Source organism: Parviterribacter kavangonensis, assembly GCF_056863335.1.
Genome location: NZ_JBXPJA010000001.1, coordinates 1,931,668 through 1,953,450, shown reverse-complemented (window position 1 = coordinate 1,953,450; position 21,783 = coordinate 1,931,668). Strand labels below are relative to the sequence as shown.

At 73.8% G+C, this 21,783-nt stretch carries 24 protein-coding genes; 11 read left to right on the top strand and 13 right to left on the bottom strand.

The features are described from left to right. Nucleotides 1-38 precede the first annotated feature (38 nt). Together AC1UE4_RS10070 and AC1UE4_RS10065 are read left to right on the top strand one after the other, a co-directional pair. Entirely contained in the window at nt 39-509 is a 471-nt protein-coding gene (locus AC1UE4_RS10070; RefSeq protein WP_482917089.1) for a cupredoxin domain-containing protein, read from the top strand. Further along, complete coding sequence (locus tag AC1UE4_RS10065) at nt 506-1,924, top strand: fenitrothion hydrolase (protein ID WP_482917088.1); 1,419 nt, start codon at nt 506-508, stop codon at nt 1,922-1,924. Before AC1UE4_RS10070 ends, AC1UE4_RS10065 begins: the two co-directional genes overlap by 4 nt. Nucleotides 1,925-2,044: 120 nt before the next feature. On the opposite strand, the gene AC1UE4_RS10060 is transcribed toward AC1UE4_RS10065, so the two are convergent. After that, nucleotides 2,045-2,650, bottom strand: coding sequence for an SCO family protein (locus tag AC1UE4_RS10060; protein WP_482917087.1), 606 nt, complete (start codon nt 2,648-2,650; stop codon nt 2,045-2,047). A gap of 85 nt (nt 2,651-2,735) precedes the next feature. Here AC1UE4_RS10060 and moeB point away from each other — a divergent pair, with 85 nt between their 5' ends. From moeB to AC1UE4_RS10025, 7 genes are all read left to right on the top strand, one after another. Further along, nucleotides 2,736-3,917 (top strand): molybdopterin-synthase adenylyltransferase MoeB, encoded by a 1,182-nt coding sequence (gene moeB / locus AC1UE4_RS10055; protein ID WP_482917086.1) that lies wholly within the window; start codon nt 2,736-2,738, stop codon nt 3,915-3,917. Between the two features lie 12 nt (nt 3,918-3,929). Next, on the top strand, nt 3,930-4,217 hold the full coding sequence (locus AC1UE4_RS10050; RefSeq protein ID WP_482917085.1) for a ubiquitin-like small modifier protein 1: 288 nt from the start codon (nt 3,930-3,932) through the stop codon (nt 4,215-4,217). 69 nt (nt 4,218-4,286) lie between these two features. Continuing rightward, a complete protein-coding gene (locus AC1UE4_RS10045; RefSeq protein ID WP_482917084.1) occupies nt 4,287-4,997 on the top strand; it encodes a hypothetical protein in 711 nt (236 codons plus the stop codon). Between the two features lie 45 nt (nt 4,998-5,042). After that, the gene (locus AC1UE4_RS10040) at nt 5,043-6,017 is read left to right on the top strand and encodes a PLP-dependent cysteine synthase family protein (protein WP_482917083.1); all 975 of its coding nucleotides are present in this window, start codon (nt 5,043-5,045) and stop codon (nt 6,015-6,017) included. 7 nt (nt 6,018-6,024) lie between these two features. Then, nucleotides 6,025-6,207 (top strand): Sec-independent protein translocase subunit TatA/TatB, encoded by a 183-nt coding sequence (locus AC1UE4_RS10035; RefSeq protein ID WP_482917082.1) that lies wholly within the window; start codon nt 6,025-6,027, stop codon nt 6,205-6,207. Then, the gene (locus AC1UE4_RS10030) at nt 6,204-6,596 is read left to right on the top strand and encodes a M67 family metallopeptidase (RefSeq protein ID WP_482917081.1); all 393 of its coding nucleotides are present in this window, start codon (nt 6,204-6,206) and stop codon (nt 6,594-6,596) included. Before AC1UE4_RS10035 ends, AC1UE4_RS10030 begins: the two co-directional genes overlap by 4 nt. After that, on the top strand, nt 6,593-7,078 hold the full coding sequence (locus tag AC1UE4_RS10025; RefSeq protein WP_482917080.1) for a hypothetical protein: 486 nt from the start codon (nt 6,593-6,595) through the stop codon (nt 7,076-7,078). The genes AC1UE4_RS10030 and AC1UE4_RS10025 overlap by 4 nt, the downstream gene beginning before the upstream one ends. A gap of 71 nt (nt 7,079-7,149) precedes the next feature. On the opposite strand, the gene AC1UE4_RS10020 is transcribed toward AC1UE4_RS10025, so the two are convergent. The 6 genes from AC1UE4_RS10020 to AC1UE4_RS09995 form a co-directional block, all read right to left on the bottom strand. Then, nucleotides 7,150-7,914, bottom strand: coding sequence for a hypothetical protein (locus AC1UE4_RS10020; RefSeq protein ID WP_482917079.1), 765 nt, complete (start codon nt 7,912-7,914; stop codon nt 7,150-7,152). A 10-nt stretch (nt 7,915-7,924) separates the two neighbouring features. After that, nucleotides 7,925-8,851 (bottom strand): DUF1152 domain-containing protein, encoded by a 927-nt coding sequence (locus tag AC1UE4_RS10015; protein WP_482917078.1) that lies wholly within the window; start codon nt 8,849-8,851, stop codon nt 7,925-7,927. A 3-nt stretch (nt 8,852-8,854) separates the two neighbouring features. Then, entirely contained in the window at nt 8,855-9,496 is a 642-nt protein-coding gene (locus tag AC1UE4_RS10010) for a DUF1802 family protein (protein ID WP_482917077.1), read from the bottom strand. A gap of 162 nt (nt 9,497-9,658) precedes the next feature. Beyond that, on the bottom strand, nt 9,659-10,609 hold the full coding sequence (locus AC1UE4_RS10005) for an NAD(P)-dependent oxidoreductase (RefSeq protein WP_482918228.1): 951 nt from the start codon (nt 10,607-10,609) through the stop codon (nt 9,659-9,661). A gap of 49 nt (nt 10,610-10,658) precedes the next feature. Continuing rightward, entirely contained in the window at nt 10,659-13,613 is a 2,955-nt protein-coding gene (locus AC1UE4_RS10000) for a helix-turn-helix transcriptional regulator (RefSeq protein ID WP_482917076.1), read from the bottom strand. Between the two features lie 26 nt (nt 13,614-13,639). After that, nucleotides 13,640-13,810, bottom strand: coding sequence for a hypothetical protein (locus tag AC1UE4_RS09995; RefSeq protein ID WP_482917075.1), 171 nt, complete (start codon nt 13,808-13,810; stop codon nt 13,640-13,642). A gap of 95 nt (nt 13,811-13,905) precedes the next feature. Here AC1UE4_RS09995 and AC1UE4_RS09990 point away from each other — a divergent pair, with 95 nt between their 5' ends. Then, the gene (locus tag AC1UE4_RS09990) at nt 13,906-14,244 is read left to right on the top strand and encodes a DUF427 domain-containing protein (protein WP_482917074.1); all 339 of its coding nucleotides are present in this window, start codon (nt 13,906-13,908) and stop codon (nt 14,242-14,244) included. Here AC1UE4_RS09990 and AC1UE4_RS09985 read toward each other — a convergent pair. From AC1UE4_RS09985 to AC1UE4_RS09970, 4 genes are all read right to left on the bottom strand, one after another. Next, nucleotides 14,234-15,712, bottom strand: a complete 1,479-nt coding sequence (locus AC1UE4_RS09985) for a hydantoinase B/oxoprolinase family protein (protein ID WP_482917073.1) — start codon at nt 15,710-15,712, stop codon at nt 14,234-14,236. The genes AC1UE4_RS09990 and AC1UE4_RS09985 overlap by 11 nt on opposite strands. Then, nucleotides 15,699-17,615: a hydantoinase/oxoprolinase family protein gene (locus AC1UE4_RS09980; RefSeq protein ID WP_482917072.1), complete on the bottom strand. Its 1,917-nt coding sequence runs from the start codon at nt 17,613-17,615 to the stop codon at nt 15,699-15,701. Before AC1UE4_RS09980 ends, AC1UE4_RS09985 begins: the two co-directional genes overlap by 14 nt. A gap of 152 nt (nt 17,616-17,767) precedes the next feature. Continuing rightward, complete coding sequence (locus AC1UE4_RS09975; protein ID WP_482917071.1) at nt 17,768-18,082, bottom strand: hypothetical protein; 315 nt, start codon at nt 18,080-18,082, stop codon at nt 17,768-17,770. A 226-nt stretch (nt 18,083-18,308) separates the two neighbouring features. Continuing rightward, nucleotides 18,309-19,766 carry an L-aspartate oxidase gene (locus AC1UE4_RS09970; RefSeq protein ID WP_482917070.1) on the bottom strand — a complete coding sequence of 486 codons (1,458 nt, stop codon included), beginning with the start codon at nt 19,764-19,766 and terminating at the stop codon, nt 18,309-18,311. A gap of 20 nt (nt 19,767-19,786) precedes the next feature. Here AC1UE4_RS09970 and AC1UE4_RS09965 point away from each other — a divergent pair, with 20 nt between their 5' ends. After that, nucleotides 19,787-20,788, top strand: coding sequence for a histone deacetylase family protein (locus AC1UE4_RS09965; RefSeq protein ID WP_482917069.1), 1,002 nt, complete (start codon nt 19,787-19,789; stop codon nt 20,786-20,788). Here AC1UE4_RS09965 and AC1UE4_RS09960 read toward each other — a convergent pair. Beyond that, the gene (locus AC1UE4_RS09960) at nt 20,785-21,120 is read right to left on the bottom strand and encodes a hypothetical protein (RefSeq protein ID WP_482917068.1); all 336 of its coding nucleotides are present in this window, start codon (nt 21,118-21,120) and stop codon (nt 20,785-20,787) included. The genes AC1UE4_RS09965 and AC1UE4_RS09960 overlap by 4 nt on opposite strands. Then, nucleotides 21,117-21,773: a zinc ribbon domain-containing protein gene (locus tag AC1UE4_RS09955; RefSeq protein ID WP_482917067.1), complete on the bottom strand. Its 657-nt coding sequence runs from the start codon at nt 21,771-21,773 to the stop codon at nt 21,117-21,119. Before AC1UE4_RS09955 ends, AC1UE4_RS09960 begins: the two co-directional genes overlap by 4 nt. Between the last annotated feature and the right edge of the window lie 10 nt (nt 21,774-21,783).

Sequence of the window (21,783 nt, the reverse complement as noted above, 5' to 3'; positions counted from 1 at the left end):
GCATAGGCACCGTCCCGCGCTCACTAGGCTGCTCGGCCGTGAGCGCGGGACAACGTCTGGCCATCCTCGCCGTCGCGGCCATCGTGCTGGTCGGCGGCTTCCTCATCGCCCAAGGCTCGGGCGACGACGAGAACGACACGGCGAGCACGCCGTCGACGCAGACGTCGGCGGACACCTCGGCCGGCACCGAGACGCAGCAGCAGGAGCAGCAGCAGCCGGAGGGGACCTCGCAGCCGGCGGCGCCGCGCGTCGAGACCATCCGCATCGCCGGCGGGCAGAACGCCTCGGGCGACGTGCCGGAGCTGAAGTACACGAAGGGCGACACCGTGCGCCTGCGGTACCGCTCGGACCAGCCCGTCGAGGTCCACCTCCACGGCTACGACAAGGCCGTCGAGGTTCCCGCGGGCGGGACGAAGACCCTGACCTTCAAGGCCACGGCCGAGGGCATCTTCGAGATCGAGAACGAGGGGACCGGCACCGAGCTGGCCAAGCTCGTCGTCGAGCCGTGACCCGTCGGCGCGCCCTCACGCTCGTCGGCCTCGCGGCGGTCGCGTCGGCGCTCGTCCTGCCCGACGGCGCGCTCGCGCACGGCATCGTCGGCCGCGAGGACCTGCCGATCCCGCGCTGGCTCTTCGGCTGGGCCGCGACCGCGGTGCTCGTCGTGTCGTTCGTGGGGCTCGCGCTGTTGTGGCCGCAGCCGCGGCTCGAGCAGGCGCGCGAGCGCGACGTCCTCGAAGCCCCGCGCGCGCTCGAGGTGCTCGCCGGAGCGATCGGCGTCGCGGCGTTCGGCGTGCTGGTGTGGGCGGGCCTCGCCGGCACGCAGTCGACGACGGCGAACATCACGCCGACCTTCATCTACGTGATCTTCTGGGTCGGCGTCCCGGCGCTCAGCCTGCTGCTGGGCGACGTCTTCGCCGCCTTCAACCCGTGGCGCGCGATCGGGCGCGCGGCGGGGTGGACGCTGCAGCGCGTCATGCCGGGCGGCGCGCCGGCGCCGCTGCCGTACCCCGCGCGGCTCGGGCGCTGGCCGGCGGCGATCGGCCTCTTCGCGTTCGCGTGGCTCGAGCTCGTCTACGCCGACCGCGACGACCCGAGCACGCTCGCGATCCTCGCGCTGCTCTACGCGGCCGTGCAGCTCGTCGGGATGGCGCTCTATGGCGTCGAGCAGTGGACGCGGCGCGGCGACGCGTTCGCCGTCTACTTCGGTCTCTTCGGGCGGCTGTCGCCGCTGCACTGGCACGACCGGACGCTGTCGGTCCGCCCGCCGCTGTCCGGCGTCACGCACATGACGCCGGTCGCCGGCACCGTCGCGCTGCTCGCCGTCGCGATCGGCACGACGAGCTTCGACGGCCTCGCCGAGAACTCGTTCTGGACCGACACGGCGCTCGACATCGAGGGCTGGTTCGTCGACCTGGGTCTCGGCGCCACGCGCGCGCTCGAGATCGCCTACACGATCGGCATGCTCGCGGTGGTCCTGATCCTCGCGGGGCTCTTCTGGCTGGGCGTCCTGGGTATGAGGACGGTGGACCGGTCGCACCCGGCGCGCGAGCTCGCGCTGCGGTTCGCCCCGTCGCTCGTCCCCATCGCGCTCGCCTACATGATCGCCCACTACTTCTCGCTCCTCGCCTACCAGGGCCAGGCGGCGGCGTACCTCGCGTCCGACCCGCTCGGCAAGGGCTGGGACCTCTTCGGCACGGCGACGGCGACGATCGACTACTCCGTCGTGGGCGCGAACGGCATCTGGTACGTCCAGGTCGCCGCGCTCGTGCTCGGCCACATCGCGGGCCTCGTGCTCGCGCACGACCGCGCGCTCGTGGTCTACGACGACACGCGCACCGCGACGCGCTCGCAGTACTGGATGCTCGCCGTGATGGTGGCGTTCACCTCGCTCGGCCTCTGGCTTCTCTCGGCGGCGAACTCGTGATCCCGCCGCTCGCCCACGCCGGCCACTGGCTCGCGGAGTCGGCCTACATCGTGCCGGTCCTCGTGATCGTGATCTGGATCTCGGTGAAGGCGCTGCTCGACCGGCGCGCCGACGCGCGCGCTAACGACGCTCCAGCAGCGCCAGATCGTGAGCCAGACCCTCCGGCGTGAGTTGGCCGACGGGGAAGCCGATGCGCTGCACGCCGCGCCGGTCGAGCAGCACGACGTAGCCCGAGTGCTCGTGCTTCGGCGTCTGGCGCTGGATGCCGTACGCCTTCCACTGCGCCTTCAGGCCCGGTAGCGGGCCGAGCAGGAACCGCATCCGGCCGAGCATCTTCTGCTCGGCGAGGAAGCGGCGCGCGCGGGCGGCGGTGTCGTTCGGCGGGTCGACCGCGAAGGCGAGCACCGGGACGTCGTGGCCGAGCCGGTCGAGCGCGCCGCGGATCTGCTGCGCGGTGAGCGGGCAGGTGTCCGTGCAGGTCGTGTAGAGGAACGTCACGACGACGGGCGAGCCGCGGTACTCCGACAGCGTCGCGACCTTCCCGTCCTGGTCGCGCAGGCGGAACTCGGCGGGGGCGATGCCCGGCGGGCGGATGGAGCCCTCGAAGGCGCCGGAGGCGGCGGCCCGGCCCTCCGACTCGCCGCCGTCGGCGAGGATCAGCACGCCGGCTGCGACGATGACGAAGAAGGTCGCGAGAGCCACCGCAAGCTGCGCGCGAAGAGGCACGCTACGAGGGTAGGGCCGAGCCGGGATCCCTCGCTACACTTTGTGAAGTACGAATCCGGACCCGATTTCAGGAGTTCTCGACACCTTGACCCCCTCCGGCGCGGAGTTCATCCGCCAGATCAAGAGCCAGATCGACGAGGTCGATCCCTCGGAGGTCCACGAGGTCCTCGGGAACGGCGCGGTCATCGTCGACGTGCGCGAGACCGAGGAGGTCTCGCAGGGCAAGATCCCCGGCGCGTACCACGTCCCGCGCGGCCACCTCGAGTCGCGCATCGAGGGTGCGGCGCCCGACCGCGGCCAGCGCGTGATCCTCTACTGCGCGTCCGGCAACCGCTCGGCGCTCGCCGCCAAGACGCTGCGCGACGACCTCGGCTACGAGAACGTCGAGTCGATGACCGGCGGCTACACGCTGTGGAAGGACCGCGGCTACGAGGTCGAGGTCCCGAAGCAGTGGAGCCCCGAGCAGCGCCAGCGCTACAGCCGCCACTTCCTCCTGCCGGAGATCGGCGAGGAGGGCCAGCAGAAGCTGCTTGACGCGAAGGTGCTGCTGCTCGGCGCCGGCGGGCTCGGCTCGCCGACCGCGCTGTACCTCGCGGCCGCCGGCGTCGGCACGCTCGGCATCGTCGACGACGACGTCGTCGACGTCTCGAACCTCCAGCGCCAGGTCATCCACACGACCGACCGCGTCGGCGTCGCGAAGGTCGACAGCGCGGAGGAGACGATCGCGCAGCTCAACCCGGACGTGAAGGTCGTCAAGTACCAGACGCGGATGGACCGGACGAACATCGCGGAGATCATCGAGGGCTACGACGTCGTCGTCGACGGCCTCGACAACTTCCCGACGCGGTACCTGCTCAACGACGCGTCGGTGCGGTTCCAGATCCCGGTCGTGAGCGCGTCGATCCTCGGCTTCGATGGCCAGCTGTCCGTGTTCAAGCCCTACGACGGGCCGTGCTACCGCTGCCTGTACCCGGTGCCGCCGCCGGCCGAGCTGGCGCCGTCCTGCGGCGCCAACGGCGTCCTCGGCGTGCTGCCGGGCACGATGGGCCTGCTGCAGGCGACCGAGGTCGTCAAGCTCGTCCTCGGCATCGGCGAGCCGCTCGTCGGCCGCCTGCTGCTGTACGAGGCGCTGAGCGCGACGTTCACCGAGCTGAAGGTCCGCCGCGACCCCGACTGCCCGATCTGCTCGCGCGATCCGGAGGACATCTCGGACGACGAGATGGGCGTCTTCCCGGATTACGAGGCGTTCTGCGCCGCCGCGGGCTAGGTTCTGATCCCTATGGCGACCGTGAAGATCCCCCCTGTCCTGCGCCCGTCCACCAGCGGCGAGCGCGAGGTCGACGCGGCCGGTGAGAACGTCGGCGCGGTGCTCAGCGCGCTGGCCGAGCAGCACCCGGCGACGAAGAGCCAGCTGTTCGGCGACAACGGCGACCTGAACCGCTACGTCAACGTCTACCTCAACGACGAGGACGTCCGCGTCCTCGACGGGCTCGAGACGCCCGTCAGCGAGCGCGACACGCTCGTGATCCTCCCGGCCATGGCCGGCGGGGCGGGCGGGGTCGCGTAAGACCCCGATCGACCGAGAACTGGGCAACCCCCCGATGAGATCTCGTCGGGGGGCGCCGATCCTGCGGCCATGCAGATGCTCCGTCTCCATGGCCGCCGGCCCAGCCCGGCCCTCGTCGTCTCGATCGTCGCCCTCGTCGCCGCCACCGGCGGCACGGGCTACGCCGCGCTGAAGCTCCCGAAGGACAGCGTCGGGTCGCGGGAGGTCAAGGCCTCCGCGATCCGCTCGGGCGAGATCAAGAACGGCTCGGTCACCGCGAAGGACCTGGCGAAGGGCGTGCTCGCCGGTGCGCAGGGCCCGGCCGGTGCCACCGGCGCGACCGGGCCGCAGGGGCCCGCCGGCCCGAAGGGCGCCGACGGCGCGACGGGCGAGCGCGGCCCGAAGGGCGACACCGGCCCGGCCGGCCCGCTGCTCGACGCGCTGCCGAGCGGCCGCACGCTGAAGGGCGTGTACGCCAACCAGCTCGTCGCCGACAGCGCGAGCGACGCGGTCCGCGCGCCCGTCACGTTCCAGCTGCCGGTCACCGGCGACCTGACGGCGGTCGTGGTCCCGATCTCCACGACGGCCCCGCACTGCACCGGCACGCGGTTCGCGCCGACCGCGGACGCCGGCTACCTCTGCGTCTACGAGAACTCGCGCTCCAACACGACCGCGCCGCAGGTGTTCTCGGCGACGCAGGGGGAGCTCGGGATCGACCCGTTCGGCTTCATGGTCCGCGCCGAGTCGAGCGCTCCCGGAACCGCGTACATCTCGGGCTCCTGGGCGGTCACGGCGCCGTAACGGAAGCGTCACTCAGCTCGGCGGATCGGCACTACACTCCGTGAAGTGACCCCCGCCGAGCTGCGCAACCGCCCCTGCGGCGGCCGTTACGAGGACATCGTCGCGGCCATCGGCAACACCCCGCTCATCGAGCTCAAGCGCCTGTCGCCGAAGCCGGGGGTGCGCATCTGGGCGAAGATGGAGAGCTTCAACCCGACCGGGTCGGTCAAGGACCGCGTCGCGCGCGCCCTGATCGAGGACGCCGAGGAGAAGGGGCTCATCGCGCCGGGTCAGACGATCCTCGAGCCGACCTCCGGCAACACCGGGATCTCGCTGGCGATGATCTGCTCGCGCAAGGGCTACCGGCTGAAGGTCGTGATGCCGGACAACGTCACGCCCGAGCGGACGCAGCTCCTGAAGATGTACGGCGCCGAGATCGTCTACTCACCCGGCGACCAGGGCTCCAACGGCGCGGTCGCGATGGCGCTCGAGATGGCGCAGGCCGACGCCTCGTACTACATGCCGTACCAGTACGGGAACCTGGCGAACCCGAACGCGCACTACAACGGGACCGCGGTCGAGATCCTCGAGGAGCTCGACGGCGAGGTCTCCGCGTTCGTCGCCGGGCTCGGCACGGGCGGCACGCTGATGGGCAACGCCCGGCGGTTCAAGGAGGAGCTCGGCGACGCGGTGAAGATCGTCGCGGCCGAGCCGATGCAGGGCGAGCCGGTGCAGGGCCTGCGCTCGCTCGACGACGGGTTCATCCCGCCGATCATCGACCTGAGCCTGCTGGACCGGAAGATCTTCGTCACGAACAGCGACGCGATCCTGTGGACGCGCAAGCTCCTCGACGAGGAGGGGCTGTTCGCCGGGGTGTCGAGCGGCGCGATCGCGAAGATCGCCGTCCGCGTCGCCTCCGAGATGGACGAGGGCAACGTGGTGTTCATCGTCTGCGACGATGGTTGGAAGTACCTGTCGAGCGGCGTCTACACGCTGCCGCTCGAGCAGATCGAGAACCTGGAATCCACCGTCTGGTGGTAGGAGCGTCATGCCCTTCAACATCGGCTTCCCCGAGCTCGTCATCGTCCTGGTGATCGCGCTCATCGTCCTCGGCCCGAAGAAGCTCCCGGATGCGGGCCGCGCGCTCGGCAACGGCATCCGCGAGTTCAAGGACTCGATCAACGGCGACTCCAAGCGCGATCAGGACGACGACTACGCGCTGAGGCAGTGAAGATCAGCCGGGCCCTGCTCGACGAGATCATCGAACACGCCCGCGACGACCTGCCGAACGAGTGCTGCGGCGCCGTCGGCGTGGCCGACGGCGCGGCGACGAAGGTCTACCGGTGCCGCAACGAGGCGGCCCATCCGTACAAGTTCGAGATGGGCGTCGACCTCGCGAACGCGATCTTCGACATGGAGGACAACGGCGCGGACCTCGGTGCGATCTACCACTCGCACGTCCGCACGGAGCCCTATCCCTCCCAGACGGACATGAACTGGGCCGATCAGTACCCGGGCATCGAGTGGCTCATCGTCGGCCTCGGCACGCCCGAGCCGGTCGTCCGCTCCTACCGCGTGACCTCGTCCACCGTCGAAGAGGTGGACGTGGAGGTCGTGTGACCTCGCCGGACGTGCTCGTCTGCCCGTCGTGCGGTCTCGAGCACGCCGGCGACGAGCGCTTCTGCACGGCGTGCGGCGTCCCGCTCGTCGTCGCCGGCGGCCCCGTCGAGGCGGTGGTCGACGAGCGCCGCGAGCGCGCGCGGAAGGTCAAGAAGCAGTACAGCGAGGGCGAGCTCGTCGGCGTCGCCCACGGCCGCAACCTCCCCGAGGCGGAGTTCATCCAGAACCTGCTGCTCGAGGAGGGCGTGCCGTCGCTGCTGCGCCGCACGCGCGGGTTCGACGTGCCCGAGATGCTCGCCGCCGGCCCGCGCGACGTCCTCGTTCCCCAGTCCGGCGTCGAGGTCGCCCGCGAGGTCCTCCTGCAGGCGAACCTCGCCGGCAGCCCCGCACCGCCGCCGCGCCCGTCCCGCGTCCTCGCCGGCCTGCTCGCCGCGTTCGGCGCCGTCGCCGTGATCGTGGTCGTCGTCGACCTGCTCCGCTGAGGGCCGCGCCGCCGCGCCGCCGCGCCGCCGCGCCGTCTCGCGTCTTCGCTCCGCCGCGCCGCCCCGCGTCCCTACGCCTTCCCCGCCAGCCGGGCGAGGTGGCTCCTCCACGTTCCCTCCGTGTGGTGGAGCGCGCGGCCGTGGAAGGCGTGGCGGAGGGCGTCGGTGGGGGAGCCGTCTCTGCCGGCGCTCACCGCGAGCGCGACCGCCGCCTGCTCGCCCTCCTCGCGCGCGAGCAGGTCGATGATCGTCCCGCCCAGCAGGTGCGCGTCGCGGATCGACGGCGGGAAGTCGGGCGGCGACCCCTCGCGCAGGCGCCGAGCGATCGCGGGCCGCGCGTGGAGGATCTGGCGGGAGAAGTACTGCGACGCGCCCCAGGTCAGCCACGACCAGCGCAGCTCGCGGACGAGCCGGCGCGGGCCCCACGGCGGCGGCAGCACCGGGTTCGACGTCGCCAGCACGATCCGCGCGTACAGCGCCGCGGGGGTCAGCATCAGCATCTCGCGCGACCCGCGCACCGACGACGCGCGGTCCTCCAGTTCCGCCGGGGCGAGCATGTGGATCGTGTCGGTCGAGACCCAGCCGACGAGGTAGCGGCGCGACGCGGGCGTCGTCAGGCGGCGGACGAACGGCAGCACGGGCTGTGCGATGTCGAGCTGCGCCTGCGACTCGTGCAGCACGACGGCGATCTCCTGCTCGGGCAGCGTGGGGAACCGCTCCGACAGGCGCGCGCGCGTGTCCTCGAGCTGGCGCAGGACGTCGAGCGCACCCTCCTGGTCCTCCTCGCTGTGGCGGGCCGAGAAGTGCTCGCTCGCGGTCTCGACCCAGTCCGCCACTCACCGGACCCTACGTCGTCTTGGCGGCGTCGATCTCGTAGTCGAGCTCGCTGCGCACGCCGAGCCGGTGGAGGATCGCGTTCGCGTCGGTCAGCGACGGCGCGTCGACGACGGCGTCGGCCAGGTGCGCGGCCGTGTCCATCGCGACGTGCGGATCGAGGTAGAACGTGAGCGCGCCGACGGGGGAGAGCTCGACGCTGCGCCGCCCCCGGCGGATCGAGGCGCGGCCGAAGCCCCCGCGCGCGCAGCGGACGGCCATCGCGCTCGCCTCGGTCGGGACCCGCTCGATCGCCGCCTCCAGCTGATCGGCGTCGCCGGGCGCGAGCCCCATCGTCGCCAGCCAGCCGCCGCCCTTCGCGACCTCGGCGAGGCGCTCGAGCACCTCGGGCGGGGTCAGCTCCCCGTCGCAGCCCGCGCCGAAGACGGCCGCCACGACCCGCGGGCCGCGATCGCGAAGGTGCCGCGCGGCGGCCAGCATGATCGCGTCGGCGAGCGGGCTCGCGAGGCCGGGCTCGTCGCCGTGGGCGAGCACGTCGCCGCCGACGTCGACGAGCACCAGCAGGTCGCAGCCGAGCTGCTCGCAGGCGTCGGCAAGCCCCTCCGCGACCGCCGCGGGGCCGGGGTTCGGGTCGACGAGCACCGTGCGCTCGCCGAGGTGGCCGGCCATGTGCGACTCGGCGAACAGCACGTCGCCGGGGCCGCCGGTCTCGGGGCCCGCGATGGCGACGGCGTCGTTCAGCCGCCGCGCCGCGACGACCTCGTCCAGGCGCCGCGGGCCGGGGATCGGGTCGATCGGCCGCCGTTCCCACGTGATCCCGCCGACGATCGCCTCGGCGCCCGAGCGGCGGGCATGCAGGGCGGTGGCGAGGGCGCCCACGACGTCCCCTCCGCCACCGATCCCGATGCTGAGGACGCGCGAGGCGCCCTCGAAAGGCAACTGCTACGCGAGCGCCGGCTCGAGCGCGAGCTCGCCGCCGCCGACGATCGCGAGGATCTCCTCCGAGGCCCGCTCGAACTCGTCGTCCGACAGCACGGGGGTGCCCTCGAACGGCAGGTCGCGCTGGATCTCGCACCACGAGCGGCATCCGCCGTAGTCGTCCTTCACCTTGACGGTGACCGGCCGCGGGATGCGGTAGGTGCGGAGGAGCAGGACATGCAGCGGATGGCGGCGCTTCCACGCCAGCCGCTTCTCCGCGTAGTCGGTCGTCCACACGTAGTACGGGGACAGCGCGTCGACGGTGCGCGGATCGGTGATGGTGACGTGAGCGGCCACCTCGGCCCACGCGCGGATGCGGACCCGGTCCGGCTGCGGGATGCCGCCGTCCTGGATCAGCGCCTCGGCGGGCGGTTCCTCGTCGGCCCACACGCCTTCCTCGAGCGCCCGGCCGAGCTCCGGCTGGTGCGACTCGCGGATGAGGTCGTTGCGCTGGTGATCGAACGTGGGATAGAGGAAGAAGCGGTCGTGCTCGAGCCGGAAGTGCCGGTCGGCCTCCCGGATGCCACCCTTGCGCAGGGTGACGAGCTGCTCGCCCTCGGCGAGGGCGCGGACGGTGACCGCCCATTCCTTGAAAGCGATTGGCATGGGTTCAGCCCTGCTTGGTCTTGCAACAGAAAGGTCCCGGCGCGAAACGGCTTCGCAGCCGAGCGACGGGACTGCCCCGCATCCAAGCACACGAATCGCGATTTTGGAAATGCGTCCGGCGTCTACGGGCGCCCTGACGTTCCTCTCCGACGTGACGACCAGTCAGAGTCGAACGCCGGCGAGTCCTTCCATGACCTCGAGCACCGCCGCGAAGTCGTCCTCGCCGTGACCGCGGCCGGCTCCGGCGGCGAGCGTCTCGGCCGCGTCCGCGGCGGCCGGGAACGGGACGCCGGCGGCGTGCGCCTCGGCGAGGCAGTGGCGAACGTCCTTGAGCATGTGCTCGAGCTTGAACAGCGTCGAGTAGTCGTGGCGGCGCATCGGCCCGGCCTTGAGGCCGAGCATCGTCGAGTTCCCCGAGCCGGCGTTCATCACCTCGACGAGCGCGTCGAGATCGACCCCGGTCGCCTTTCCGACGACGAGCGCCTGCGCCAGCGTCACCGCGTTCGCCGCCGCGACGGCGTTGTTGATGAGCTTGACCGTCTGCGCCTGGCCGACGTGCTCGCCGACGTGGACGACGAGCGAGCCCATCGCGGCGAACAGCGGCCGCGCGGCGTCGACGTCCGCCTGCGCGCCGGAGGCCATGATCGTCAGCGTCCCGTCCTCGGCCTTCGGCGACGACCCGGTCACGGGCGCATCGACGAATCGCAGTCCCCGGCCGTCGAGCCGCTCGGCCAGCGCGCGCGCCGCCGCCGGCGCGATCGTGGACATGTCGACGAAGAGCGTCCCGGGCCGCGCGCCCTCGACCGCCTCGCCGACCACCGCGTCGACCTGCGGCCCGTCGACGAGCATCGTGATCACGACCTCGGCCTCGCTGACGGCCTCCGCCGGAGATGACGCGATCGGCGGCCCGAGCGCCTCGGCCTTCGCGGCCGTCCGGTTCCACACGACGACGTGATGGCCGGCGCGCCGGAGGTTCGCGGCCATCCGCGACCCCATGATGCCCAGCCCCAGGAAAGCGACGTTCACGCCCGCAGAATCTACGGGGACAGTCCCTTCACGTTGGGGGACAGTCCCTTTATCTAAGGGCTCCGTCCCTGTCGGCCACGCGGCGATTTGCAGGCACTATTGGGGGACAGTCCCTTTATCTAAAGGGTCTGTCCCCTCAGGCGGCGAGGCCGAGGCGGTGGGCGACGGCGGCTGCTTCGGTGCGGGAGCGGACGTCGAGCTTGGCGAGGATCCGGGAGACGTGGACGCTCGCGGTCTTCTCCGCCATGAAGAGCGCGGCGCCGATCTCGCGGTTGGTGCGGCCCTCGGCGAGGAGGGCGAGGACCTCGCGCTCGCGGGCGGTGAGGCCGAGCTCGTCGGCGGGCTCCTCGGCCGGCTCCGCGGGCGCCTCGTCGGTGAGGCGCAGGCGCGCGCGCCGGGCGAGGCCGTCGAGCTCCTCGACGAGCCACGAGGCGCCGAGCGACTCGGCGCCGATCCGCGCGCGGCGGGCGGCCTCGGTCGCGCCCTCGCGGTCGCCGGCGGCGGCGAGCACCTCGGCCCGGCGGCGCCGGGCGAGCGCGGCGGTGTACGGGCGCTCGAGCCGGTCCCAGCTCTCGGCCGCCCGCGCGTACAGAGCCGGGTCGGGCGTGCCCTGCGCGCGCAGCACCTCGGCCTCGGCGTCGTCGATGTGCGCGCACGCCATCGGCATCGCCTTCGACGCGGCGAGCAGCGGTTGGCGCTTCGCGAGCGCGAGCAGCTCGGTCGCGCGCCGCGCCGCCTCGTCCGCCTCGGACGCCCGGCCCAGCGCCCGCGCGTGCTCGGCCCGGTCGGCCTCCAGCGCGACGCCCGCCGCGGCGAGCCGCGCCAGCCGCGCGACGTCCTGGCTGCGCCCGGCCCGGACACGCTCCAGCGCCAGCGCGACGGTCGCGCGCGCGTCGTCGTAGCGGCGCTCGCGCCGGTAGGCCTGAGCGAGCAGGGCGGCGAGCGGCCCGTGCCACTGCGGCTCGAGCGACGAGGTCACGCGGTCGCGCGCCTCCTCGAGCAGCTCGATGGCCTCCAAGTGGTCGCCGCGCCCGAGCACCAGCTCCGCCCGCCCGAGCAGGTAGAGCACCCGCGTCGTCCCGGTCGCCTCGATGCCGACGCGGTTGTGCGCCTCGGCCTCGTCCCAGTCGCCGAGGTGGAAGTCGATCTCCGCGAGCTGCAGCGTCATCCAGCGGCAGTCGCGCACGTCGCGCAGCTCCTCGAGCCCCTCGTGGACGATCCGCTGGGCGTCGCGCGCGCGGCCCCACAGGAAGAGCACCTCCGCGAGGTTCACGAACGCGCGCGAGAGGTCGAAGGAGCGGCCGTCGGCGCGCGCGTTCTCCATCGACGCGCGCAGCGCCTCGGTGCCGCCCTCCGGATCGCCGAGCGCGCCGAGGCAGACGCCGAGCGTGTTGAGCGCCGAGTCCTCCGCGGACCGCGCGCCCGTCTCGCGCGCGACCGCGATCGCCTCGCGGCAGTTCTCGCGCGCCTGGTCGTAGCGCCCCGCGAGCATGAGCGCGCGCGCCAGCGCGGCCAGCACGACCGCCCGCTCGGCGCTCGGCTCGCCCTTCGGCAGCAGCTGCAGCGCGCGCACGTAGGACTCCAGCGCGTCCGCACCGCGCCCGAGGTCCCACTCGACGTGCCCGATGCGCTCGAGCACCATCGCCGCCACGCGCGGCTCCGCGACCGCGTCGATCTCGCCGAGCGCGCGCAGCAGCAGCGTCCGCGCGCGCATGCCTTCGCCGGCGGCCTGATGGTTGCGCGCCGCGCGCTCGAGCACCTGCGCGTGGGACACGCCGCCCGCCAGCGCCTCGGCGTCCTCGACCTTCGGCCACAGCTCGAGCACCCGCTCCAGCGCGGCCGCGGCCTCGCCGGCGGCGTGGACGCCCTCGGCCGCTTCGGCCGCGCGCACGGATGCGGCGAGCGCCCGCTCGCGGTCGCCCGCCGACGTCCAGTGATGCGCGATCTCGGTGAGGTCCTCGAGGTCGCCGCCGCCGTGCTTCTGAAGCGCGCAGGCCACGGCCTCGTGCAGCTCGCCGTGCTCGCCGGGCAGCAGGTCGTCGTGGACCGCCTCGCGCAGAAGCGCATGGCGGAACGCGTAGCGGCCGTCCTCGTCGGGGGCGAGGAGCTGCGCGGCGACCGCCTCGCGCAGCGCGTCGCGCAGCGCGCGCCCTTCGAGCCCGCTCGCGGCCCGCAGCACCTCGTGCTCGACGCGGCGCGCCGCGGCGACGACGCGCAGCAGCTCCTGCGCGTCCTCCGACAGCGCCTCAACGCGCAGCATGAGCGCGTCGCGCAGCGTCGGCGGCAGCTCGCCGCGGCCGTCGCGGCCCGCCGCCAGCAGCTCCTCCACGAACAGCGGGTTGCCCTCGCTGCGTGCGAGCAGCCGGTCGATCAGGCTCGATCGGTCGAGGTCGTCGTCGCCGAGGATCCCATCGAGCTGCGACGCGAGCTCCTCGCGCGTGAACGGGCGCAGCTCCAGCCGGTGCGCGCGCTCGCTGCGTTCCAGCTCGGTCAGCGCGGGGCGCAGGGGATGGCGGCGGTGCAGCTCGTCGCTGCGGTAGGTCGCCACGGTGAGGACGCGCTCGCGGCAGACCGCGTGCGAGAGGAAGACGAGGAAGTCGCGCGTCGAGCGGTCGGCCCAGTGGATGTCCTCGATGACGAGCAGGACGGGCTGCGTGCGGCCGAGCTGGTCGAGCAGCGTCAGCAGCGCCTCGAACAGCCGCGCCTGCGGGGTGGCGGCGCTCGCGGCGTCGGGGCGGCGGGCTTCGCCGGCGAGCTCGGGCAGCAGCTGGGCGAGCTCGGCGCGCGCGGTGCCGATCGCGTCGAGTGCGGGATCGCCGTTGCGCACGAGCGTGCGCAGCGCGCCGACGATGGGCGCGTAGGGGAGCTCGCTCTCGCCGAGCTCGACGCACTCGCCGCTCAGCACGCGTGCGCCGTCGTCGAGCGCGCGGCGCGCCAGCTCGTCGACGAGGCGCGTCTTGCCCATGCCCGACTCGCCGGTGACGAAGGCGAGCTGGGCACGACCATCGGAGGCGCGTTCGAGCAGGGCGACGAGCTCCGCGAGCTCTGCCTCGCGGCCGACGAACCGGGCGCTCGTCACGCGTGCTGGCACGCTGCTCAGTATCGCGCCCCCGGCAGTCAATGCGCGGGCCGCAGCGCGCGGAGGCCGCGCCACGCCCGGGGCTGACCTATGTTCTTCGTGGCCTTGGCGGGCCCGTCGTCGCGCGGGATGGCGCGGTGCTCGTCCGCCGAGCGACGCAGCTCGGCGAGATGCTGAAGGGAGCTGATGTGCTGGAGGGAGGAAGGCATGCCCCGACTATCGGCCTAAGACGCTCCTCCGGCATCGGGAGCATGCCCTCAGTTCGCGCGTGTGACCCCTTACCCGACCCCTACCCTTGACCCGCATGCCCCTTGGACATCGGATCACCACCGGCCCCACCGAGCAACGGGTCCGCGTCGAGTCAGGCGGCCGGGTGCTCGCCGAGTCCGACCGCGCGATCGTCATGTCGGAGGGCGTGCTGCCGGACCGCTACTACCTGCCGCGCGAGGACGTGCGGATGGAGCTGCTGGAGGCGAGCGAGACCACGTCGCACTGCCCGTTCAAGGGCGACGCGACGTACTTCTCGGCGCCCGGCGCGAAGGACGCCTTCTGGGTCTACGAGGACCCGGACAAGGAGGCCGCCGAGCCGGTTCGCGGGATGCTGGCCCCTTGGCCGGGACGCGTGGAAGTGGTCATCGGCTGAGGCCGAAACCGCCGCCGCCGGGCGTCTCGATCCGCAGTCGCTGGCCGCGGCGCAGGGTGCCGGTCGCCTTCGGCGGGAGCTCCTCGCCGTCGAGCACGTTGCGCCCGCGCGCGCCGTCGCCGCCGCCGTCCGCGCCGGGTGGGGCGTGGCGGCGCCGCTCGGTGATGAGCGAGTACGTCATGTCCTCGAGCGCCTCGACCTCGCGCACGACGCCGTCGCCGCCGCGGAAGGCGCCGTCCCCGCCGCTGCCCCGCCGCAGCGCGTACTGGACGACGCGCAACGGGAACTCGAGCTCGAGCGCCTCGACCGGCGTGTTGAGCGTGTTGCTCATCGCCACGTGCACGCCGCTCGGCCCGTCGGCGTCGGGGCACGCGCCCTGCCCGCCGCCGAGCGTCTCGTAGTACGTGAAGGCGTCGTTGCCGAGCGTGAGGTTGTTCATCGTGCCCTGACCGAGCGCGCGCCCGAACGCGCGCAGCACGAGGTCCGCGACGCGCGAGGACGTCTCCACGTTGCCGCCGACGACGGCGGCGGGCGGGCGCGCGTTGAGCAGCGAGCCCTCGGGCGCGACGACGCGCAGCGGCCGCTCGGCGCCCGCGCTCGCCGGGATGTCGGGATCGGTGAGCACGCGCAGCGCGAAGAGGCACGCCGACCGGGTCACCGCGAGCGGGCAGTTGAGGTTGCCCTCGTGCTGCGCGGCGCCGCCGGTGAAGTCGAGCACGAGCTCGTCGCCGCGCACCTCGGCGCGCAGCCGCAGCTCGAGGTCGCCCTCGCGCGCCTCGAGCACGTCGACCGCCTCGCGGACGCCGTCGTCCATCGCGGCCAGCTGCGCGCGCGTGCGCCGCTCGGCGTAATCGAGCACCTCGGCGGTCGCCGCCCGCAGGCCTTCGGCGCCGATCCGCGCCGCCAGCTCCTCCAGCCGCCGCGCGCCCGTCGCGTTCGCCGCCAGCTGCGCGCGCAGGTCGGCGCGCCGCTGGCGCGGCTGGCGCATGCGGCCGGCGAGCTCGTCGATGAGTTCCGGCGTCAGCCGCTGCGGCGAGATGACGACGCCCTCCTCGTCGAGCGTCGTCGAGTCCGCGGGCATCGAGCCGGGGACGCGGCCGCCGACGTCGGCGTGATGCGCGCGGCTGGCGGCGAAGCCGAGCAGCTCGCCGTCGGCGAAGACGGGCGTGACGACGGTGATGTCGGGCAGGTGCGTGCCGCCCGCGAACGGGTCGTTGAGGATCCACGACACGCCGGGCGCGTGGTCCTCGTCGCGCACCGCCGCGACCGACGCGGGCATGGCGCCGAGGTGAACCGGGATGTGCTCGGCCTGCATGACCATCTGCCCGGCCGGGTCGAACAGCGCGGTCGAGCAGTCGCGGCGCTCCTTGATGTTCGCCGAGTGCGCGGCGCGGACGAGCACGGCGCCCATCTCCTCGCACGCGGCGCGCAGCGCGCCGGTCGTCACCTGCAGCTCAACGGGGTCCATCGAGCACCACCGTCCCCGTCGCGTCGACCGTCCCGCGCCAGCCCGCCGGCACCGCCACCGTCGCCTCGGGCAGCGCGCACACCGCCGGGCCCTCGAGCTCGAGGCCGGGCGGCAGCTCGCCGTGGAGGTACGCGGTCCGCTCGCCGAGCGCCGTCGCCCGCTCCTCGAGCCGCGGGTGCGCATCCGTGTCGCCCGCCAGCTCCACCGCGGGCCCGGCGATCCGCGCGGTGACGCGGACGGTGACGACCTCGACGTCGGCGCCGTCCTCGCGGAAGCCGTAGCGCTCCTCGTGCGCGGCGGGGAACGCCGAGGGGTCCTCGACGGTCAGCTCGAACGACTGGCCGTGGTAGCGGCAGTCGTAGGCGACCTCGATCTGCGCGGCGTCGTCGCCGATGCGCTCGCGCGCCTCGGCCGCCAGCGCGTCGAGGTCGTAGTCGCGGCCGAGGACCGTGCGCTGGACGTTGACGCGCCGGTCCGCGGCGGCCAGGCCGAGCGCGCTGAGCACCCCGCTCGCGCGCGGGACGACGACGCGCTTCATCCCGAGCTCCTCGGCCATCGCGCACGCATGCAGCCCGCCGGCCCCGCCGAACGCCAGCAGGGCGAACGCGCGCGGGTCGACGCCGCGCTCGACCGTCATGACCCGCAGCGCGCGCAGCATCTCGGCGTTCGCGACGCGGACGATCCCGCGCGCCGCCTCCCGCACGTCGTCGATGCCGAGCGACGCGACCGCCCGCTCCGCGGCCGCGCGGTCGAGCCGCACGCCGCCCGCCAGCGGCGCGTCGGCATCGAGGAGGCCGAGCACGAGGTTGGCGTCGGTGACCGTCGGCTCAGTGCCGCCGCGGCCGTAGCAGGCGGGGCCCGGATCGGCGCCCGCCGACCGCGGCCCGACGCGCAGCGCGCCGCCCGCGTCCAGCCACGCGATCGACCCGCCGCCCGCACCGACCGTGTGGATGTCGACCATCGGCAGGGCGAGCGGCCGGCCGCCGACCTCGCGGCCCGCGGTCTCGCGCACGCGGCCGTCCTCGACGACGCACACGTCGCACGACGTGCCGCCCATGTCGAAGCAGAGGAGGTCGCGCTCGCCCGTCCGCTCCGCGATCAGCGCCGCCGCCGCCGCGCCGCCCGCCGGGCCGCTCAGCACCGTCAGCGCCGCGTGCTCCGCCGCCGCGCCGAGGTCGGCGAGGCCGCCGCTCGACTGCATGATCGACGGCGCCGGGAGGCCGTGGTCCGCGCAGCGTGCCGCGAGCCGCCGCAGGTAGCGCGCGAGCAGGGGGGAGAGGGCGGCGTCGACCTCGGTCGTGGCTGCCCGCTCGAACTCGCGGAAGGTGCCGACGACCTCGTGGGAGAGCGAGACGTGCACGCCGGGAAGCCGATCGGCGATCGCGCGGCCGAGCGCGCGCTCGTGCTCGCCGAAGCGGTCGGCGTGCAGCAGGCAGACGGCGACGGACTCGGGGTCGAGCTCGGCCAGCCGCGCGGCGACCTCGTCCGCACCCTCGTCGCCGAGCGGCTCGAGCACGCCCTCGGGGCCGGTCCGCTCGCGCGCACCGACACGGCGGTCCGGCGGGACGAGCGGCGCCGGATGCCCGGCGCAGAGGCGGTAGAGGTCCTTGCGCGCCTGGCGGCCGAGCTCGACGACGTCGGTGAAGCCCGCGGTGGCCACGAGCGCGGTGCGCGCGGTCTTGCCCTCGAGCAGCGCGTTCGTCGCGACGGTCATGCCGTGCGCGAAGGCTCCGACGTCCTCCGGCGCTTGACTGGCGCGGCGCAGGACCTCGGTGACGGCGGCGAGGACGCCCTCGGACTGGTCGGCCGGCGTCGTCGGCGCCTTGGCGGTGACGACGCGGTCGCCGGTCACCAGGACGGCGTCGGTGAAGGTCCCGCCGACGTCGACGCCGAGCAGCAGCACGCCGGGACCCTACTGCGACGCTCTGGCGCGCCTCCCGCCGCGCGCCATGCGTCTCCGGAGAGAGCTCGGGTGGAGCCGGGTTCCGCCATCCCCCCAGATACGGACCCGGACCGCGCGCCCTGCCGCGCGCGGCTGCCGCCCCACCCGTTCTCTCAGGCTGCGATGAGCTCCGTCTCCTCGGTCTCGGCGAGGTGCTGATGCGAGGGGCAGTAGCCGTTGTGCGGCAGCGGCACGCGCTGGCACGCCGTGCCCTTGCGCGTGGTCGCGCGGCACGAGAGCGGGTTGCCGTTCACGTCGTATCCGGCCTTCGGAAGGCGGTCCAGGTACTTGGTGGCGGCTTCGACGTACGCGTTCACGATGCGCCAGACCCTGGCCTGTGCGGTCATCGGGAAGCAGAAGCGGATGTCGTTGAAGAGCGTCCGTGCCGGACGCGCGAAGTAATGGCGATCGGTCGCGAGACGCTCCATGGTCGTCTCGCAGGCCTTCAGGACGTGCTCGTGAGCAGTGCGACCAGGGGCGCTTGCGCTGACATCGATGTCATCCGCAAGGTCCCTGTAGATCGCGCGACTGAACTGGAACATAAGACCCCTAGATCCGTCTTGGAAATCCCCGGCGCGTCAGCGTCATTTCCCGCTGACACACAGGTAGGAACGTCCCCTTTGTTGAGTTCGCGTTAAGACGGAACGCGGACGTTCAGGACCAGGCCGCGAAAGCGACGCGTCCTGCGGGCGAGACGACGGCGTGATGGCCGTCGAGCTCGGTCTTCAGCTCCGGGTGATCGGCACGGTGGTGAGCACCGCGGCTCTCCTCCCGCAGGAGGCCGCATTCGGCCACGAGCCGTGCCAAGGGATGTGGATCAGTCAGGAGCATTGCAAGTCCCTCCGGCGTTCGCTCCAGTCCCGCGTGGCGCCACATCGCCGCGCGGGTCGCGTCGCTCGGCGCCGGCACCGGATCGGCCTGCGGAGGGGTGGGAGCGGTGGGCGCCGGCTCGTCGAGGCCGGCGCGCGCGGCGCGCGCTCCGAAGACGAAGCACTCGCTGAGCGAGTTGCTGGCCAGGCGGTTCGCGCCGTGCAGCCCCGTGCACGCCGACTCGCCGACCGCCAGCAGCCCCGGCAACGTCGAGCGGCCGTCGAGGTCGGTGACGATCCCGCCCATCATGTAGTGGGCGGCGGGCGCGACGGGGATGAGCTCGCGCTGCGGGTCCAGGCCCGACTGGCGCAGGGCGCCGACGACGTTCGGGAACAGGCCCGGGTCGACGTGGCGCATGTCGAGGCCGACGCTGCTCGCGCCCGTCTCCTGCAGCTTGCGGTAGATCGCGAGCGCCACCTCGTCGCGCGGCAGGAGCTCCTCCACGAAGCGCTCGCCGTCGGGGCCGTGCAGCGTCGCGCCCTCGCCGCGGATCGCCTCGGTCACGAGGAACCCCTCGCGGCCGGGGATGCCGGTGATCGCGGTCGGGTGGAACTGGAGGAACTCGAGGTCGGCGAGGTCCGCGCCGGCGCGGTGGGCGAGCACCATGCCGGAGCCGGTCGACCCGGGCGGGTTCGTCGTGCGCTGCCACAGCGCGGCGGCGCCGCCGGCGGAGATGAGGGAGGCGCGCGCCCGCACGGCGCGGCCGTCCTCCAGCAGGACGCCGGCGCAGCGGCCGTCCTCGCACCACAGGTCGGCGGCTCTCGCGAGCTCGAGCACGGTGACGTTCGGCTCCGCGGCGACGAGCGCGGACAGCTCGCGCACGACGCGGCGGCCGGTCGCGCTGCCGCCCGCGTGGACGACGCGGCGCTTGGAGTGGCCGCCCTCGAGGCCGAGGCTGAGGTTGCCGTGGCGGTCGGCGTCGAAGCGGACGCCGAGCTCGGCGAGGTCGTGCACCGCCTGCGGCGCATGCTCGACGAGCACCTCGGCGGCGCTGCGCCTGGTGAGCCCGCGCCCCGCGCGCTCGGTGTCGGCGAGGTGCTCGGCGGTGCTGTCGTCCTGCGCCAGCGCGGCGGCGATCCCGCCCTGGGCCCAGTAGCTCGCCGTCTGCGCGAGCGGCGTCGCGGAGATGAGCGCCACCTTCGCGTTCTCGCGGGCGGCGGTCAGCGCCGCGTACAGGCCGGCCGCGCCGGCGCCGATGACGGCGAGATCGGCGTCCAGCGGCGTGGCGGGCTCGGCGGTCATCCGGCGAGTACCGTACCCGCGTGCCTCCCGGCGTCCTGCTCAGCCATCCCTCGTCGCTGGAGCACGACACGGGCGTCCATCCGGAGCGCGCGGCGCGGATCGTCGCGGTCGACCGCGCGCTCGAGGCGCACGACTGGCTGGGGTGGGACCGCGTGCCGTCCGAGCGCGCGACGCGCGAGCAGCTCTGCCGCGTGCATCCCGAGGCCTACGTCGACTCGATCGAGCGGCTGTCGATCGCCGGCGGCGGCGCCGTCGATCCCGACACGATCGCCTCGGAGGGGACGTGGGTGGCGGCGCTGCACGGCGCGGGCGGCGCCTGCGCGGTCGTCGACACGGCGCTCGCCGCGTCCGGCCGTCCGGCGTTCTCCCTGCACCGGCCGCCGGGGCACCACGCCGAGAGCGCGCGGTCGATGGGCTTCTGCTTCTTCAACAACGTCGCGGTGGCGGCGAAGCACGCTCTCGACGTGCACGGCCTCTCGCGCGTGCTGATCCTCGACTGGGACGTCCACCACGGCAACGGGACGAACGACATCTTCCACGCGTCGCGCGAGGTCCTGTTCGTGTCGATCCACGAGTCGCCGCTGTACCCCGGCAGCGGGCCGGCGTCGGACGTCGGGTCGGGCGACGGCGTCGGGTACACGGTGAACCTGCCCGTGCCGAGGCACTCGGGCGACGAGACGTTCGTCTCGCTCGTCCGCGACGTCGTCGGGCCGCTCGCGCGCGCGTACGAGCCGGAGCTGATCCTCGTCTCCGCCGGCTTCGACGCCCATCTCGACGACCCGCTCGCGGACTGCCGCGTCACCGATGACGGCTTCGCGGCGATGGCCGCGCTCGTCCGCGGCCTCGGCGTGCCGTACGGAGCGCTCCTCGAGGGCGGCTACGACGTCCAGGCCCTCGCCCGCAGCGTCGTCCGCGTCGTCGACGCGTTCTCCGGATCGGACGGCGCGGTCGTCGACCCGCCCGTCCACCCGCTCGCGACCGCCGCGCTCGAGCGGCTCCGCGAGCACTGGCCCACGCTCTAGGGCGTCGAGGTCTCGGTGGGCGTCGTCGGCGTCGTCGGCGCCGTCGGAGTGGTTCCCGGGTCGGTCGTCGGCGGGCCGGTGAGGACCGTCGGCGCGGTGGTGGGAACGGTGACCCCGCCGGGATCGTCGGTGAGGTCGACGAAGGCGACCGCGAGGAGGCCGAGCGCGATGGCCGCCACGGCGGCGGCGGCGATGATCGGGGCGCGCCAGCGGGGCGTCCGGGCGATCGTCGTCCGCGCCGCGTAGCCGCACTCCAGGCACCAGTCCTGGTCGCGCGCGACCGTGGCGCCGCAGCGCGGGCACGCGGCGCTGCCGAACTCGTAGCCGCTCACGAGCCGGTCTGGTGCGACTCGGCCTCGGTGGCCATCTCGCTGACCGGCGGTGCCGGCGCCTTGCCGTGCAGCGAGGACCCGCAGGCCGGGCAGAAGTTCGCGTCGGTGTCGTGCAGCGTGCCGCAGCGCGGGCAGGCGCTGATGCCCGCCTCGCGCAGCTCGTGCAGCTGGCGGCGGTCGTCGAGCGCGGTCTCGAGCGTCCGCAGCTCCGCGTCGACCGAGGTCAGCGCGGCGAGCTTCTCCTCGACGAGGTCGGTGCGCTCGCGCCCGAAGCGATGCAGGTCGAACGTGAGGCCGCCGAGGTCGCGGAACAGCAGCTCGCGCAGCCGCCGGAGGTACCGCAGCCGCCGCCGCATCCGCGCCCGCTCGCGGAACCCCGGACCCTGATCTGCCGGAGGCTCCGTGACGACCGGAGAGGCCACCGCGGTCGCCTCCGCCGGAGGCGTCTCCGCGCGCGCAGAGGTCTCCGGGGTCGCCTCCGCCGCAGGCGTCTCCGCGCGCGCAGAGGTCTCCGGGGTCGCCTCCGCCGGAGGCGTCTCCGCGCCCGGAGGGGTCTCCGCGGGGGTCTCCGGGGCGGCCGGCATGACCGTCGTCGGCTGGTCCTTGCCGGGCGCCGGGTCGGTGGTGTCGGCGGTCGTCTTGTCCGCGCTCACCGCGACGAGT

Excerpts from the sequence above, each read along its gene's own strand:
- AC1UE4_RS10050 (WP_482917085.1), top strand. The coding sequence starts at position 3,930 with ATGGCGACCGTGAAGATCCCCCCTGTCCTGCGCCCGTCCACCAGCGGC.
- AC1UE4_RS10045 (WP_482917084.1), top strand. The coding sequence starts at position 4,287 with ATGCAGATGCTCCGTCTCCATGGCCGCCGGCCCAGCCCGGCCCTCGTC.
- AC1UE4_RS10035 (WP_482917082.1), top strand. The coding sequence starts at position 6,025 with ATGCCCTTCAACATCGGCTTCCCCGAGCTCGTCATCGTCCTGGTGATC.
- AC1UE4_RS10010 (WP_482917077.1), bottom strand. The coding sequence starts at position 9,496 with ATGCCAATCGCTTTCAAGGAATGGGCGGTCACCGTCCGCGCCCTCGCC.
- AC1UE4_RS09995 (WP_482917075.1), bottom strand. The coding sequence starts at position 13,810 with ATGCCTTCCTCCCTCCAGCACATCAGCTCCCTTCAGCATCTCGCCGAG.
- AC1UE4_RS09990 (WP_482917074.1), top strand. The coding sequence starts at position 13,906 with ATGCCCCTTGGACATCGGATCACCACCGGCCCCACCGAGCAACGGGTC.
- AC1UE4_RS09985 (WP_482917073.1), bottom strand. The coding sequence starts at position 15,712 with ATGGACCCCGTTGAGCTGCAGGTGACGACCGGCGCGCTGCGCGCCGCG.
- AC1UE4_RS09975 (WP_482917071.1), bottom strand. The coding sequence starts at position 18,082 with ATGGAGCGTCTCGCGACCGATCGCCATTACTTCGCGCGTCCGGCACGG.
- AC1UE4_RS09970 (WP_482917070.1), bottom strand. The coding sequence starts at position 19,766 with ATGACCGCCGAGCCCGCCACGCCGCTGGACGCCGATCTCGCCGTCATC.